Source organism: Mycobacterium sp. NGS22 (assembly GCF_059813095.1).
Genome location: NZ_JCALDY010000017.1, coordinates 86,247 through 102,308, shown reverse-complemented (window position 1 = coordinate 102,308; position 16,062 = coordinate 86,247). Strand labels below are relative to the sequence as shown.

Annotated in this window: 14 protein-coding genes and 1 tRNA gene; 9 read left to right on the top strand and 6 right to left on the bottom strand. The window is 66.1% G+C overall.

Annotation, left to right across the window (positions count from 1 at the left end; translation table 11 throughout):
* Positions 1-50 precede the first annotated feature (50 nt).
* The gene (locus AC5Y47_RS17380) at positions 51-794 is read right to left on the bottom strand and encodes a vWA domain-containing protein (protein ID WP_499945400.1); all 744 of its coding nucleotides are present in this window, start codon (positions 792-794) and stop codon (positions 51-53) included.
* 86 nt (positions 795-880) lie between these two features.
* On the opposite strand from AC5Y47_RS17380, the gene AC5Y47_RS17375 reads away from it, so the two are divergent.
* The gene (locus AC5Y47_RS17375; RefSeq protein WP_499945399.1) at positions 881-1,654 is read left to right on the top strand and encodes an NUDIX hydrolase; all 774 of its coding nucleotides are present in this window, start codon (positions 881-883) and stop codon (positions 1,652-1,654) included.
* Positions 1,655-1,852: 198 nt separating this feature from the next.
* Here the strand turns inward: AC5Y47_RS17375 and AC5Y47_RS17370 are convergent.
* The 4 genes from AC5Y47_RS17370 to AC5Y47_RS17355 form a co-directional block, all read right to left on the bottom strand.
* Positions 1,853-1,924, bottom strand: a tRNA-Val gene (locus AC5Y47_RS17370).
* Between the two features lie 39 nt (positions 1,925-1,963).
* Positions 1,964-2,425, bottom strand: a complete 462-nt coding sequence (locus tag AC5Y47_RS17365; RefSeq protein WP_499945398.1) for a peroxiredoxin — start codon at positions 2,423-2,425, stop codon at positions 1,964-1,966.
* Positions 2,425-2,847, bottom strand: a complete 423-nt coding sequence (locus AC5Y47_RS17360; protein ID WP_499945397.1) for a DUF3052 domain-containing protein — start codon at positions 2,845-2,847, stop codon at positions 2,425-2,427. The genes AC5Y47_RS17365 and AC5Y47_RS17360 overlap by 1 nt, the downstream gene beginning before the upstream one ends.
* A 131-nt stretch (positions 2,848-2,978) precedes the next feature.
* Entirely contained in the window at positions 2,979-3,563 is a 585-nt protein-coding gene (locus AC5Y47_RS17355) for an Rv2240c family protein (RefSeq protein ID WP_499945396.1), read from the bottom strand.
* A 150-nt stretch (positions 3,564-3,713) separates the two neighbouring features.
* Between AC5Y47_RS17355 and aceE the strand changes: the two genes are divergently transcribed.
* The 8 genes from aceE to AC5Y47_RS17315 all read left to right on the top strand — a co-directional run bounded on the left by aceE (position 3,714) and on the right by AC5Y47_RS17315 (position 14,584).
* Positions 3,714-6,500 (top strand): pyruvate dehydrogenase (acetyl-transferring), homodimeric type, encoded by a 2,787-nt coding sequence (gene aceE / locus AC5Y47_RS17350; protein WP_499945395.1) that lies wholly within the window; start codon positions 3,714-3,716, stop codon positions 6,498-6,500.
* 173 nt (positions 6,501-6,673) lie between these two features.
* Complete coding sequence (locus AC5Y47_RS17345) at positions 6,674-7,981, top strand: PucR family transcriptional regulator (RefSeq protein WP_499945394.1); 1,308 nt, start codon at positions 6,674-6,676, stop codon at positions 7,979-7,981.
* A gap of 140 nt (positions 7,982-8,121) precedes the next feature.
* A complete protein-coding gene (locus AC5Y47_RS17340) occupies positions 8,122-9,030 on the top strand; it encodes an ACP S-malonyltransferase (protein ID WP_499945393.1) in 909 nt (302 codons plus the stop codon).
* A 72-nt stretch (positions 9,031-9,102) separates the two neighbouring features.
* Entirely contained in the window at positions 9,103-9,450 is a 348-nt protein-coding gene (acpM, locus tag AC5Y47_RS17335) for a meromycolate extension acyl carrier protein AcpM (protein WP_463824563.1), read from the top strand.
* Entirely contained in the window at positions 9,447-10,697 is a 1,251-nt protein-coding gene (kasA, locus tag AC5Y47_RS17330; RefSeq protein WP_499945392.1) for a 3-oxoacyl-ACP synthase KasA, read from the top strand. The genes acpM and kasA overlap by 4 nt, the downstream gene beginning before the upstream one ends.
* Positions 10,698-10,776: 79 nt before the next feature.
* A complete protein-coding gene (gene kasB / locus AC5Y47_RS17325) occupies positions 10,777-12,030 on the top strand; it encodes a 3-oxoacyl-ACP synthase KasB (RefSeq protein WP_499945391.1) in 1,254 nt (417 codons plus the stop codon).
* Positions 12,031-12,099: 69 nt separating this feature from the next.
* Positions 12,100-13,521: an acyl-CoA carboxylase subunit beta gene (locus AC5Y47_RS17320; protein WP_499945390.1), complete on the top strand. Its 1,422-nt coding sequence runs from the start codon at positions 12,100-12,102 to the stop codon at positions 13,519-13,521.
* Positions 13,522-13,696: 175 nt separating this feature from the next.
* Entirely contained in the window at positions 13,697-14,584 is an 888-nt protein-coding gene (locus tag AC5Y47_RS17315) for a type IV toxin-antitoxin system AbiEi family antitoxin (protein ID WP_499945389.1), read from the top strand.
* Between the two features lie 73 nt (positions 14,585-14,657).
* Here AC5Y47_RS17315 and AC5Y47_RS17310 read toward each other — a convergent pair whose 3' ends face one another.
* Complete coding sequence (locus AC5Y47_RS17310; RefSeq protein WP_499945420.1) at positions 14,658-15,965, bottom strand: MFS transporter; 1,308 nt, start codon at positions 15,963-15,965, stop codon at positions 14,658-14,660.
* Between the last annotated feature and the right edge of the window lie 97 nt (positions 15,966-16,062).

The window sequence follows — 16,062 nt, the reverse complement described above, 5'->3', positions numbered from 1 at the left end:
ACTTTCGACCGGTCACGCTGACTCGCTCGCCTTGCGACCCCTCTTGTTTGTTATCGACGGGCGCCCTCTTCCTCACCTTCCTTGACTCCGCCCCAGAAGTCGTCGGCATCGGCGAGCCGGGTACTGCGGGACTTGCCGCGCCATTCCCGCACCGACCGGTTCAACCCACGATGGGTGGTCAGCACGCCCGTCGGTGAGGCGGTGTAGTTGGACGTGTTGCCCGCACCCACGCCGATCGCCGAGCCGGTGGCGTAACTGTCCTGGTTGGCACCCAGGAAGACGAAGGTCCATCCGGCCTTCCGCAGCCCCGCGATGCGTTTGTTGATCGCCCGGGCGGTCCAGCGCCGGCTGGCGTTCTCAAGGCCGTCGGTGAAGATCACCACCAATTGATCGGCCGGATCGGCGCCTGCACGCTTCAGGTGCGCCTCGGCACGGTCCAGCAACAGCGCGATCGCATCGTGTAGCGGCGTCATCCCGCGGGGACTGAACCGTCCGGTGATTGACTGGACCCGGTCGAGCGGTTCGGCGTCGACAAGAACGTCGTGAATGTCCTCGCCGTCGAACTGGACCAGCGTCATCGTCGCTTCGCCCTTCTCTTTGCGCTGCTCGGCGATGAACTCGTCGTAGCCCTGCACGACGTATTCGGCGATCGTGTTCATCGATCCGGACCGGTCCAGCAGGAACCAGATGTCCGCGCGTGAGGCTTCTTCCGCCGACTGCTGCGCAAGCAGGGCCTCCAATTTCGCGATCCGCGCAAGCAGTTCGTTTACGTCTGTGTCTGCGTGATTTGTCATGACGCTCCCCTCGTCCGTCCGGTATTTGTCCGCATGACTATAACAGCTAATTGTCATTCTGACAAATATCTGCCTACGATGCCCACATGGACAGACCAGAGCACCGCGCACCGGAGGGCTACGACGCCTCGGCCTACCCGTCCTTCGCGGTGACTGTCGACATCGTGATCCTGACCATGCGGGAAGGCCGTCTGCACGTGCTGTTGGTGCAGCGTGGCGGCGAGCCGTATGCCGGCATGTGGGCGCTGCCCGGCGGGTTCAAACGGCCCGACGAGACTCTCGACGACGCGGCGTGGCGGGAATTGCGTGAAGAGACCGGTGTGATCGCACCCAAACACCTGGCGCAGTTCGGCGCCTACGGCGATCCCGGGCGCGACCCGCGCACCAATGTGGTCACCGTGGCGTACCTCGCGGTGACGCCGGACCCGGGCGAGTTGCGCGCCGGCACCGATGCGGCCGCGGCCCGCTTATGGCCGGTCACCGACGCGGTGCGCAATCTCCCGCTGGCCTTCGACCATCACCGGATCCTGTCCGACGCGGTAGACCGGGCGGCTGAACAGCTCGAGCAGACCAACTTGGCGACGGCGTTCGTCGGCGAGACGTTCGCGCTGTCGGAACTGCAGAACGTGTACGAGGAGCTGTGGCAAACCGAGATCGATCCGGCCAATTTCCGTCGCAGCCTTACCACTTCGTCGCCGACGGTCGCGAACCCGGACAACTACGTCGAGCCGACCGGTGAGCGGGCCAAAGCGAGCCCGCGCGGCGGCCGACCACCGGAATTGTTCCGCGCCGGTGGCGCCTGGCACAGTCAGCCGCCGGTGCGGCGCCCGCGCCGACCGAGAGAACTCCCTGACGCTTGAGAGTCGGCCCCGCCGAAAAGCTTTGTGTCTGAGTCGCTATCGGAGGCAGATTTGCGAGACATCCTCCGGCTGAGCGCAATTAAGCGCGGGAAGCCGTCCTATCCGCTTGCCTGGGACAAGCGAAGCCGCGAGCAAGCGCGTCGGAGCCAACCTGATCGAAGGTCTCGTGCAGACCGACTTTTCGAGCGACTCGGAAAGTGGGCGCGGACGGTATCGAACCGCCGACCGCTGGTGTGTAAAACCAGAGCTCTACCACTGAGCTACGCGCCCTATGCCCCGGCGCAGGTTACACGCCCACACCCGCGGCACTCAAAACGACAACGCCGCCAGCGCATCCGTCCACAGTCGCCGATCGCGTGCCTCTCCGGGCTGCTTCATCTCGGCGAACCGGATGATCCCCGAGCGGTCGACCACGAAGGTGCCGCGGTTGGAGATGCCGGCCTGTTCGTTGAACACCCCGTAGGCCTGGCTGACCTCGCCATGTGGCCAGAAGTCCGACAACACCGGAAACGTGAATCCGCTCTGCACCGCCCAGATCTTGTGGGTCGGCGGCGGCCCCACCGAGATGGCCAGCACCGCGGTGTCGTCGTTCTCGAATTCGGGCAGGTTGTCGCGCACCGCGTCCAACTCGCCCTGGCAGATTCCGGTGAAGGCCAGCGGGAAGAAGACCAAGAGCACGTTCTTGCTGTCGCGGAAGCTGCTTAGCGCGACGGGCTGGTTGTTCTGGTCGCGCAGGGTGAAGTCGGGGGCGGTGGCTCCGACGTCGAGCATCAACGCTTCCCGGTCCGCGACTTCGGCTGAACCAGACGAGACGCACTCCAATTACCCAAATTGACCGACGACGTCGGCATCAGGCCCGCGGTCGGCGCCGCCTCGGCGATGTCGGCGGGCAGCACGTGCCCGGGACGGCCGGTCTTAGGGGTGAGCACCCAGATCACGCCGTCTTCGGCGAGCGGGCTGATCGCGTCCATCAGGATGTCCACCAGGTCGCTGTCACCGTTGCGGTACCACAGCAGCACGACGTCGACGACCTCGTCGGTGTCCTCGTCGAGCAACTCGCTGCCGCAGGCATCCTCGACGTCGGCGCGGATGTCGTCGTCGGTGTCCTCGTCCCAGCCCCACTCCTGGACGACCTGGTCCGGTTGGATGCCCAGTTTGCGAGCGTAGCTCGGGGCGTGATCCGCCGCGACCACCGTGAAACCTCCCTCAACCAACCGCACGACAAAGCCGGATGGTGGCGACCCGCTGCGCCGGCTTCGCCGCGCTTGCGATCGCCACCGCGATGGACGTTATCGTCGCACAGGCACCACCGGAGTTCATACGACTAACCCGTGCACATTTTCAGTGCCTTGGTCTTGGTGTCATTGAGCCGATCCACCCGCCGGTTGAACTCGCCGGTCGAGGCGTGCGTGCCGATCGCGTTGGCCACCTGGCGAGCGGCGTCGTTGTAAGCGTTGAACGCGTCGCGCATCTGGCCGGGCAGGGCGTCGCTGTAGCTGTTCTCCACCGCGGTGGCGCTGGCGTTGAGTGCGTCGATGGCCGGGCCTTCGGTCGGGCCGGTGTTTTTTCCCGCGTTGAACGCGGCCACGAAGGCGTTGACCTTGTCGATCGCCTCTTTGCTGGTGGTCGCGAGCGCGTCGCACGACGTGCGCATCGCCCGCGTGGTCACCGACTGCAGCCGTTGGGATTCCCTGGCGCTGGAGGACACCGCGGACTCCGAGAGCGATGCCGACACCGACGACCGGTAGGCAGGAGCGAGGTTGGTGTCGGCCGCGCCGTTGCCGTCGGTGACCTTGGTACAGCCGACGATCCCTATCGTCACCAGCGCAATACAGCCCAGAGCCAGGGCGCCTCGCCTGGGGAACTCCCCCACGTGCCTGCGAGGGACGGCACGCCATCCGATGAGCACGGCATGTGACGTTACCGCGTGGCTATCCCAATTGCCCCATGAGCATCGACTTAGGAGTGGCGGGCGGTGGGTACCCGCCAGGGACGCAAGTGCGGCACGATAGGGGGAGATCGATCAAGTAGCTACGCCGCCAACTACAGGAGTAGTGCGTTGACAACCGAGTTCGCCCGCAACGATCTGGCCAAAACATCAAGCAGCACAAGCGAACCCGATCGCGTTCGGGTCATCCGCGAGGGTGTGGCGTCCTACCTGCCCGACATCGACCCCGAGGAGACCTCGGAGTGGCTGGAGTCATTTGACGCGTTACTGGAACGTTCCGGTCCGGCCCGCGCGCGTTATCTGATGCTGCGAATGCTGGAGCGGGCCGGCGAGCAGCGGGTCTCCATCCCGGCGCTCACCTCGACCGACTACGTCAACACCATCCCGACCGAGCTGGAACCCTGGTTTCCCGGCGACGAGGACGTCGAACGCCGGTATCGGACCTGGATCAGGTGGAACGCCGCGATCATGGTGCACCGCGCGCAACGGCCCGGCGTCGGTGTAGGCGGCCACATCTCGACCTATGCGTCTTCGGCCGCGCTCTACGAGGTCGGGTTCAACCACTTCTTCCGCGGCAAGTCGCACCCCGGCGGCGGCGATCACGTCTACATCCAGGGCCACGCCTCCCCCGGCATCTACGCCCGCGCGTACCTCGAAGGCCGGCTCAGCGAAGACCGCCTGGACGGCTTCCGCCAGGAACACAGCCATGCCGGCGGTGGGTTGCCGTCCTATCCGCACCCGCGATTGATGCCTGATTTCTGGGAGTTTCCCACCGTGTCGATGGGCCTGGGCCCGCTCAACGCCATCTACCAGGCACGGTTCAACCATTACCTGCACGACCGTGGCATCAAAGACACCTCCAATCAGCATGTGTGGTGCTTTCTGGGCGACGGCGAGATGGACGAGCCGGAAAGCCGCGGGCTGGCCCACGTCGGCGCGCTCGAGGGCCTGGACAACCTGACCTTCGTGATCAACTGCAACCTGCAGCGCCTGGACGGCCCCGTGCGCGGCAACGGCAAGATCATCCAGGAGCTGGAGTCGTTCTTCCGCGGTGCCGGCTGGAACGTGATCAAGGTGGTGTGGGGTCGCGAGTGGGACGCACTGCTGCACGCCGACCGGGACGGCGCGCTGGTGAACCTGATGAACAGCACCCCGGACGGCGACTACCAGACCTACAAGGCCAACGACGGCGCCTACGTGCGCGACCACTTCTTCGGCCGCGACCCGCGCACCAAGGCGTTGGTCGAGAACATGAGTGACTCCGAAATCTGGAATCTCAAGCGCGGTGGGCACGACTACCGCAAGGTCTACGCCGCCTATCACGCCGCGATGGCGCACAAGGGACAGCCCACGGTCATCCTGGCCAAGACCATCAAGGGCTATTCACTGGGCGCGCACTTCCAGGGTCGCAACGCCACCCATCAGATGAAAAAGCTTGCGCTGGAAGACCTCAAGCGTTTCCGCGACTCGATGCGGATCCCGATCAGCGACGACAAGCTGGAAGAAGACCCGTACCTGCCGCCGTACTACCACCCCGGCCCGGACGCCCCCGAAATCCGTTACCTGCTGGACCGTCGCCGCACCCTGGGCGGATTCGTCCCGGAGCGCCGCACCAAGGCCAAAGCGCTGACGCTGCCCGGCCGCGACACCTACAAAGCGCTCAAGAAGGGTTCCGGCAAACAAGAGGTCGCCACCACCATGGCGCTGGTCCGAACCTTCAAAGAGTTGTTGCGCGACAAAGAGATCGGCAAACGGATCGTGCCGATCATTCCCGACGAGGCCCGCACGTTCGGGATGGACTCGTGGTTCCCGTCGCTCAAGATCTACAACCGCAACGGCCAGCTCTACACCGCTGTGGACGCCGAGCTGATGCTGGCCTATAAGGAAAGCGAAGTCGGCCAGATCCTGCACGAAGGCATCAACGAAGCCGGATCAGTGGGGTCCTTCACCGCGGCCGGCACTTCGTATTCCACCCACAACGAGCCGATGATCCCGGTCTACATCTTCTATTCGATGTTCGGGTTCCAGCGCACCGGCGACGGCCTGTGGGCCGCGGCCGACCAGATGACCCGCGGGTTCGCGCTGGGCGCCACCGCCGGGCGCACCACGCTCGTCGGTGAGGGGCTGCAGCACGCCGACGGGCATTCGTTGCTGCTGGCCGCCACCAACCCGGCGGTGGTGTCCTACGACCCGGCGTTCGCCTACGAGATCGCCTACATCGTGGAGAGCGGCCTGGCGCGGATGTTCGGCGAGAACCCGGAGAACGTCTACTTCTACATCACTCTCTACAACGAGCCCTACGCGCAGCCACCCGAACCGGAAGACTTCGATCCCGACGGCCTGCTGCGCGGCATCTACCGTTACCGCGCCGCCAAAGAGGAGCGCGGCCATTCCGCGCACATCCTGGTGTCCGGAGTGTCGATGCCGGCCGCGCTCAAGGCGGCCGGGATGCTCGAAGAGTGGGGCGTGGCCGCCGACGTGTGGTCGGTGACCAGCTGGGGCGAGTTGAACCGCGACGGTGTGGCCGTGGAGAAGGAACGGCTGCGCAACCCGGACCAGGCGCCGCGCGAGGCCTATGTCACCAAGGTGCTCGCCGACTGCCGCGGCCCGGTGGTCGCGGTCTCGGACTGGATGCGCGCGGTGCCCGAACAGATCCGGCCGTGGGTGCCCGGCACCTACGTCACCCTCGGCACCGACGGGTTCGGGTTTTCCGACACCCGGCCCGCCGCGCGGCGTTACTTCAACACCGACGCCGAATCCCAGGTGGTGGCGGTGCTCGAGGCGCTGGCCCGCGACGGTGAGATCGACCAGTCGGTGGCCGTCAAGGCCGCCCAGCAGTACAAGATCGACGACGTGCTGGCCGCGCCCGAGCAGACCTCAGACCCAGGCGTGGCCTAGCTGCTCCCTCCACGCCGCCGAGCGCGCGGCCAGCCGCACGCCGGGAGTCGAGGCCCCGCACGCCGCCGAGCGTCACGCTGGAGTGGCACTCGTCGGCGAACGTCACGCCAGCGTGACGCACCCCAGCGGAGACTTTGGCGGAACCTTCCAGAAAACGGGCGTAGCTTTTAGGTGTGAACGACAACCAGTTTGCGCAGCGTGAACGCCTCCGGTCGCCGCTGGAGATGCTGGACACCGTGCCCGACTCCCTGTTGCGGCGGTTGAAGCAGTACTCCGGCCGGCTGTCCACCGAGGCCGTCTCCGCCATGCAGGAACGGTTGCCGTTCTTCGCCGACCTGGAAGCCTCGCAGCGCGCCAGCGTGGCACTGGTGGTGCAGACGGCGGTGGTCAACTTCGTGGAGTGGATGCAGGACCCGCACAGCAACGTCAGCTACACCGCCCAGGCCTTCGAGCTCGTCCCCCAGGACCTGACCCGGCGCATCGCGCTGCGCCACACCGTGGACATGGTCCGGGTGACCATGGAGTTCTTCGAAGAGGTGGTGCCATTGCTGGCCCGCTCAGAAGAGCAGTTGACCGCCCTGACAGTGGGGATCCTCAAGTACAGCCGGGATCTGGCGTTCACCGCCGCCACCGCCTACGCCGACGCCGCCGAGGCCCGTGGCGCGTGGGACAGCCGGATGGAGGCCAGCGTCGTCGACGCCGTCGTCCGCGGCGACACCGGCGCCGAACTGCTGTCCCGGGCGGCCGCGCTGAACTGGGACACCACCGCGCCGGCCACCGTTGTGGTGGGCACCCCGGCACCCGGGCGGGATAGCGCCGACAGCGGCCGCGCCAGCCAGGACGTCCGCGACATCGCGGCCCGGCACGGTCGCGCAGCCCTCACCGACGTGCACGGCACCTGGCTGGTTGCCATCGTCTCCGGCCACCTGTCACCGACCGACAAGTTCTTGAAGGAACTGCTGACGGCCTTCTCCGACGACCCGGTGGTGATCGGCCCTACCGCGCCGATGCTCACGGCCGCGTACCACAGCGCCAGCGAAGCGATCTCCGGGATGAACGCCGTCGCCGGGTGGCGCGGGGCGCCGCGCCCCGTCCTAGCCCGCGAATTGCTGCCGGAGCGGGCCTTGATGGGGGACGCCTCGGCGATCGTGGCGCTGCATACCGACGTCATGCGCCCCCTGGCCGACGCCGGCCCGACCCTGGTCGAAACCTTGGACGCTTTCTTAGATTCTGGCGGCGCGATTGAGGCCTGTGCCAGGAAGTTGTTCGTTCATCCAAACACCGTCCGCTACCGGCTCAAGCGGATCACCGACTTCACCGGGCGCGATCCCACTCAGCCGCGTGACGCGTATGTGCTGCGCGTGGCGGCGACGGTCGGTCAGCTCAACTACCCAACGCATCCCGCGAACGCCGCCAACATTGCTGTCCCGCAGCTTCCGTCCCCGGTCAGAGGGGGTATCGGAGCCCCCTCGGGCAGATAGTGACTCAGATGACAGATCGCGACCCGGTATCAAACATGTAGCTTACGAGGCTATTTTGTAGAAGGTATACAAAAACCTAAGACGAGGTTCATAATCTGTTACACCCCGCAAAACCGTCTTCACAGTGTTCTCTTAGACACGTGATCGCATTGCTTGCGCCCGGACAGGGCTCCCAGAGTGAAGGAATGCTGTCGCCGTGGCTGGAACTGCCGGGTGCAGCAGACCAGATCGCCGCATGGTCACAGGCCAGCGGCCTGGACTTGGCCCGACTGGGCACCACCGCGTCGACGGAAGAGATCACTGACACCGCGATCGCCCAGCCGCTGATCGTGGCCACCACCCTGCTCGCCCACCAGGAGCTGACCAGGCGCGGCCTGCTGGCGGACCGGGACACGATCGTGGCCGGTCACTCCGTCGGCGAGATCGCCGCCTACGCGATCGCCGGGGTGCTCGCCGCCGACGACGCCGTCATGCTGGCCGCCACCCGCGGCGCCGAGATGGCCAAGGCCTGTGCCGCCGAGCCCACCGGCATGTCCGCGGTCCTGGGCGGCGACGAAACCGAGGTCCTGACCCGTCTCGAGCAGCTCGACCTGGTCCCGGCCAACCGCAACGCCGCCGGCCAGATCGTCGCGGCCGGCCGGCTGACCGCCCTGGAGAAGCTCGCCGAGGACCCGCCGGCCAAGGCCCGGGTGCGCGCGCTGGGTGTCGCCGGGGCGTTCCACACCGAGTTCATGGCACCCGCGCTGGACGGTTACGCCGCGGCCGCGGCCGGCATCACCACCGCCGAGCCCACCACCACACTGCTGTCCAACTACGACGGGAAGCCGGTCGCCGATGCGGCCGCGGCGATGACCACCCTGGTTTCTCAGCTGACCCGGCCGGTGCGCTGGGATCTGTGCACAGCGTTCATCCGCGAGCACACAGTCACGGCGATCGTGGAGTTCCCGCCCGCGGGCACTCTGAGCGGTATCGCCAAACGCGAACTTCGGGGGGTTCCGGCGCGCGCCGTCAAGTCACCCGCAGATCTGGACGAGTTGGCGAATCTGTAACAGCCGCTGATCCAGAACCCACAAAAGTACGTCAAATCGGTTTACACACAACACATCACGAAGGGAACTACTGTGGCCGTCAGTCAGGAAGAAATCATCGCCGGTATTGCCGAGATCATCGAAGAGGTCACCGGCATCGAGCCCTCCGAGGTCACCCCGGAGAAGTCGTTCGTCGACGACCTGGACATCGACTCGCTGTCGATGGTCGAGATCGCCGTGCAGACCGAGGACAAGTACGGCGTGAAGATCCCCGACGAGGACCTGGCCGGTCTGCGCACCGTCGGTGACGTCGTCGCCTACATCCAGAAGCTCGAGGAAGAGAACCCCGAGGCCGCCGAGGCGCTGCGCGCCAAGCTGGAGACCGAGAACCCCGAGGCTGTCGCCAACGTCAAGTCCAGGCTGGAAGCGGACAGCAAGTGACCAAGCCTTCCACTGCTAATGGCGGTTACCCCAGCGTTGTGGTAACCGCCGTCGCGGCGACGACTTCGATCGCGCCGGACGTCGAGAGCACGTGGAAGGGCTTGTTGGCCGGCGAAAGCGGCATCCGCGTCCTCGAAGACGAGTTCGTCACCAAATGGGACCTACCAGCCAAGATCGGTGGGCACCTGAAGGAACCCGTCGACAACCACATGGGCCGACTGGACCTGCGGCGTATGTCCTACGTCCAGCGGCTGGCCAAGTTGCTCAGCGGGCAACTGTGGGAGACCGCAGGCGCCCCCGAGGTCGATCCCGACCGCTTCAGCGTCGTGGTCGGCACCGGACTGGGTGGCGCAGAGCGCATCGTGGAGAGCTATGACCTGATGAACGAGGGCGGCCCCCGCAAGGTGTCCCCGCTCGCCGTTCAGATGATCATGCCCAACGGCGCCGCGGCGGTGGTGGGCTTGCAGCTCGGCGCCCGCGGCGGTGTCATCACACCGGTTTCGGCCTGTTCGTCGGGCTCGGAGGCCATCGCGCACGCGTGGCGACAGATCGTCATGGGCGATGCTGACTTCGCCGTCTGCGGTGGGGTCGAAGGGCCCATCGAAGCGCTGCCGATCGCGGCGTTCTCGATGATGCGGGCCATGTCGACACGCAACGACGAGCCCGAGCGTGCGTCACGTCCGTTCGACAAGGACCGGGACGGCTTCGTGTTCGGTGAGGCCGGGGCGATGATGATCATCGAGACCGAAGAGCACGCCAAGGCCCGCGGCGCCAAGCCGTTGGCCCGGCTGATGGGCGCCGGTATCACCTCGGATGCCTTCCACATGGTGGCGCCGGACCCCAACGGCGAACGCGCCGGCAAGGCCATGACCCGTTCGATGGAGCTGGCCGGCCTGTCCCCCGGTGACATCGACCACGTCAACGCACACGGGACCGCGACGCCGATCGGCGACGCGGCCGAAGCCAACGCGATCCGGGCGGCCGGGTGCGAATCCGCCGCCGTTTATGCGCCGAAGTCGGCGCTCGGGCACTCGATCGGCGCTGTTGGCGCGCTGGAATCAGTGCTGACGGTGTTGACCCTTCGGGACGGAGTCATTCCACCGACGCTGAACTATGAGACCCCCGATCCAGAGATCGACCTCGATGTGGTCGCGGGCGAACCTCGTTCCGGCGAGTACCGCTATGCGATCAACAACTCGTTCGGTTTCGGTGGTCACAACGTGGCGCTTGCTTTCGGGCGCTACTGAGCACGGCGTCCGGCGAGACGCGGGCCCGCACACGGCCCGGTACGAGCCGGACAAGTAGGAAGGAACGTTGGCAACAACCATGACAGAGTTGGTTACCGGGAAGGCTTTCCCGAACATCGTCGTTACCGGCATTGCCATGACGACCGCTCTGGCAACCGACGCCGAGAACACATGGAAGTGCCTGCTCGACGGCCAAAGTGGAATCCGGACTCTCGAGGACGACTTCGTCGAGGAGTTCGATCTGCCGGTCAAGATCGGCGGCCATCTGTTGGAGGAGTTCGACGACCAGCTCACGCGCGTCGAGCTGCGCCGGACCGGTTATCTGCAGCGGATGTCGACCATCCTCGGCCGTCGGGTCTGGGAGAACGCCGGCTCGCCGGAGGTCGACACCAACAGGTTGATGGTGTCCGTCGGCACCGGCTTGGGGTCTGCCGAAGAGCTGGTCTTCGGCTACGACGACATGCGGGTGCGTGGCTTCCGCGCCATCTCCCCGTTGACCGTGCAGAAGTACATGCCCAACGGTGCGGCCGCGGCGATCGGCCTGGAACGGCACGCCAAAGCCGGTGTCATGACCCCGATTTCGGCGTGCGCGTCCGGTGCCGAGGGTATCGCCCACGCCTGGCAGCAGATCGCGCTCGGTGAAGCCGACATGGCGATCTGCGGTGGCGTGGAGACCAAGATCGAGGCCGTGCCGATCGCCGGTTTTGCCAACATGCGAATTGTCATGTCCACCAACAACGACGACCCCGCCGGTGCCTGTCGCCCGTTCGACAAGGACCGGGACGGGTTCGTCTTCGGTGAGGCCGCGGCGTTGATGACGATCGAAACCGAGGAGCACGCCAAGGCCCGGGGCGCCAACATCCTGGCGCGCATCATGGGTGCCAGCATCACCTCCGACGGCTTCCACATGGTTGCTCCCGACCCCAACGGAATCCGCGCCGGGCACGCGATCTCGCGGGCGATCCAGCTCGCGGGTCTGTCCCCCGACGACATCGACCACGTCAACGCCCACGCCACCGGCACTCAGGTGGGCGACGTGGCCGAGGGCCGGGCCATCAACAACGCGCTGGGCGGCAACAATCCGGCGGTGTACGCACCTAAGGGCGCCCTCGGGCACTCGGTCGGCGCGGTCGGCGCGGTGGAGTCCATCCTGACCGTGCTCGCGTTGCGCGACCAGGTGATTCCGCCGACTCTGAACCTGGTCAACCAGGACCCGGAGATCGATCTGGACGTGGTGCACGGCAAGCCGCGGAACGGCAACTACAACTACGCGATCAACAACTCGTTCGGATTCGGCGGCCACAACGTGGCCATCGCGTTCGGGCGTTACTGACGGAGCACCAAGAAAAAGCCAAGGTCCGTCGGATAAACCAGAGCAACACCCGGAACTAGGAGACCTGCGATGACAATCATGGCCCCGGAGACGGTTGGCGAGTCGCTCGACCCACGCGATCCGCTGTTGCGTCTGAACACGTTCTTCGACGACGGCAGTGTCGAGCTGCTGCACGAGCGGGACCGTTCCGGTCTGCTCGCCGCAGCCGGCACCGTCAACGGCGTGCGCACGATCGCCTTCTGCACCGACGGCACCGTGATGGGTGGCGCCATGGGCACCGAGGGTTGCCAGCACATCGTCGACGCCTACGACCTCGCCATCGAGGAACAGAGCCCCATCGTGGGCATCTGGCACTCCGGCGGTGCCCGGCTCGCCGAGGGTGTGCGGGCGCTGCACGCGGTCGGCACGGTGTTCGAGGCGATGATCCGCGCGTCGGGCTACATTCCGCAGATCTCGGTGGTCGTCGGCTTCGCGGCCGGCGGCGCCGCCTACGGACCGGCGCTGACCGACGTCATCGTGATGGCCCCGGAGAGCCGGGTCTTCGTCACCGGACCCGACGTGGTGCGCAGCGTCACCGGCGAGGACGTGGACATGGCCTCGCTGGGCGGTCCGGAAACACACCACAAGAAGTCCGGTGTGTGCCACATCGTTGCCGACGACGAGCTCGACGCCTACCAGCGTGGCCGCGAGTTGGTCGGATTGTTCTGCCAGCAAGGGCATTTCGACCGCAGCAAAGCCGAGGCCGGCGACACCGACATCAGGGCGCTGCTGCCCGAGTCGGCCCGCCGCGCCTACGACGTGCACCCGATCGTCACCGCGATCCTGGACGACAACGCGCCGTTCGCCGAATTCCAGGCCAAGTGGGCGCCGTCGATGGTGGTCGGGTTGGGCCGGCTCTCGGGTCGCACCGTCGGCGTGCTGGCCAACAACCCGCTGCGCCTGGGTGGCTGCCTGAACTCCGAAAGTGCCGAGAAGGCAGCACGTTTCGTGCGGTTGTGCGACGCGTTCGGTATCCCGCTGGTCGTCATCGTCGACGTGCCGGGTTACCTGCCCGGTGTCGACCAGGAGTGGGGCGGCGTGGTGCGACGCGGCGCCAAACTGCTGCACGCGTTCGGTGAGTGCACCGTTCCGCGGGTCACCCTGGTGACGCGAAAGATCTACGGCGGGGCCTACATTGCGATGAACTCCCGCTCGCTGAACGCGACCAAGGTGTTCGCCTGGCCGGACGCCGAGGTTGCGGTGATGGGCGCCAAGGCCGCGGTCGGCATCCTGCACAAGCGCAAGCTGGCCGCCGCGCCCGAGCACGAGCGCGAGGCGCTGCACAACGAGCTGGCCGCCGAGCACGAGCGCATTGCCGGTGGCGTGGACAGTGCCATCGACATCGGTGTGGTGGACGAGAAGATCGACCCGTCGCACACCCGCAGCAAGCTGACCGAGGCGCTGGCTCAGGCTCCCGCCCGCCGCGGCCGCCACAAGAACATCCCCCTGTAGGTCACCTCTCTACCGCGAGCAGGGGCGCCCCCCACCGCGCGCAGGGGTCACCTTTGTCCCGCGAGCAGACGCAGAATCGCACGTTTTCCCAAGAAAACGTGCGATTCTGCGTCTGCTCACCACCTATCCCCAGCGGTGACTAACCGCTGCGGCATCGGCGTCCCATGCTTTGCCGATGCACGCCGACCCGCGAGCCCTACTCGAGAATTCCGGCGGATTCGCCACCACCGCGCAGTTGCTCACGGTAATGACTCGTCAACAACTCGACGTCAACGTGAAGAACGGCCGACTTGTCCGGGTGTGGTACGGCGTGTACGCGGCCGGAGAGCCAGATCTTCTCGGCCGCCTGGCAGCTCTAGACGTATTCATGGGGCGGCAAGCAGTCCCCTGTCTGGGCACCGCCGCGGCGCTTTGGGGCTTTGACACAGAGAACACCGTCGCGATTCACGTGCTCGACCCAGGCGTGCGCATGCGTCCCACAGTCGGCCTGATGGTGCATCAACGCAATGGCGCACGATTGCAGCACGTCGCCGGACGTCTCGCCACCGCCCCCGCATGGACCGCCGTCGAGGTCGCACGGCAGCTCCGTCGACCGCGGTCGCTGGCAACTCTCGATGCCGCCCTACGCTCAATGCAGTGCACCCGTAACGAAATCGAATCTGCCGCAGCCGAACAGCGAGGGCGACGCGGCATCGTCGCTGTGCGCGATCTATTGCCTTTCGCCGACGGACGCTCGGAATCGGCGATGGAAAGCGAAGCCCGGCTGGTGATGATCGACTACGGGCTCCCCCGTCCAGAGCTCCAATATCCGATCTACGGTCGCAGCGGTAAACTCTGGCGAGTCGACTTCGCCTGGCCCGAAGCACGTCTCGCGGCCGAATACGAAAGCATCGATTGGCATGCGGGCCGCAACGAGATGCTCGCAGACAAGCACCGCCTGGGTGACATCCAGGAGGCTGGATGGACCATCGTCCCAATTGTGGTCACCGATGTCAGACACCGACCGCACCGCTTGGCCGAGCGACTTGCCACTCACTTGAGCCGCGCGCGCATGGTCAGCTGACCCCGCGAGCAGACGCAGAATCGCATCCAGGAACCCCTCACAGTGCGATTCTGCGTCTGCTCGCGAGGAGAAATCAGCAGGCGAGCGCGTCCGCCTCTTCTTCGGTCTCGACCGAGGGACCCGACCCCGGCAGCGGCTTGCCGGCGACTTCCGGTGTGAACAGCAGTGTCACCACGCCCACCACGCCGGCGACCATCAGCATGTAGGCGGGCACCATGGTGTTGCCGGTGCTCGAAATCAGCGCTTGCGCGATCAGCGGAGTGATACCGCCGACGGTGGAAATCGACAGGTTGTAGGAGATGGCCAGCGCCCCGTAGCGCACCCGGGTCGGAAACAGCGCCGGCAACGCAGAAGGCGTCGTGCTGTCGAAGCACAGTTCCATCAGCCCGACCAGCAGCACACCGCCGAAGACCACCAGGTAAGCCCCGCCGGATCGCATCAGCAGGAACGCCGGTATCGAAGCCACGATCAGCAGAGCGCATCCCGTCCGCATGATCGGCTTCACGCCAACCCGGTCCGACAACCGCGCGACGAACACGATTGTCGCCATCAGCACGGCCAAGGTGGCCACGATCATCACCAGCGCCGCTGTCTCGCTCACTCGCACAACGGTTTTCAGATAGGTCGGCAGATATCCGGTGACCATGAAATCGGCGACCTGCGAGGTCAGCACCAGGGCAGCGCAGATCAGCATCGGCCGCCACTGCTCGACGACCGTGCGCCGAAACTGCCCACCTTCCTCAGCGGTCTCGCTCATCTGCTTGAACGCCGGTGACTCGTCGAGTCGCAGCCGCATGTACAGCGCGATCAGACCCATCGGCGCCGCCAACAGCAACGGCACCCGCCACCCCCACGCCAACCAGTCCTCCGAGGGCAGCCACGCCTGCAAACCCGTCACGAAGAATCCGGCGACGACGAATCCGATCAGATTGCCCAACGGGAGAAATCCGACGAGCATGCCGCGCTTACGATCTGGCGCCTGTTCCACCAGATACGTCATGGCCCCCACAAACTCGCCGCCGGTGGACAGGCCCTGGAACACTCGCGCGAGGACCAACAGGATCGGCGCCCACATCCCGATCGCGCTGTACCCGGGCAGCAAGCCGCTCATCGTCGTCCCGGCCGTCATCATCAGGATCGTGATCACCAGCACCCGTTTGCGTCCGATGCGGTCACCGAGCGGTCCGAAGATCATGCCGCCGAGCGGACGCACCACGAACGCCGCGGCCAGCGTGCCGAAGGTGGCGATGAGGTGGACGGCGCTGGCGCTGTTGCCGGGGTAGAACACCTGCGCGAGCGTGGTAGCGATAAAGCCGTAGATGCCGAAGTCGTACCACTCCATGATGTTTCCGATCGCGGTGCCCGCGATCGCCTGGCGCATGGCGCTGGGATCGGTGACGGTGATCTCGTCGCGCGCCCACTTCTGCGGTGAGCAGTCGGTGTTCATCGTGAGGATTCGTACCCGCACCCGGCCGAGT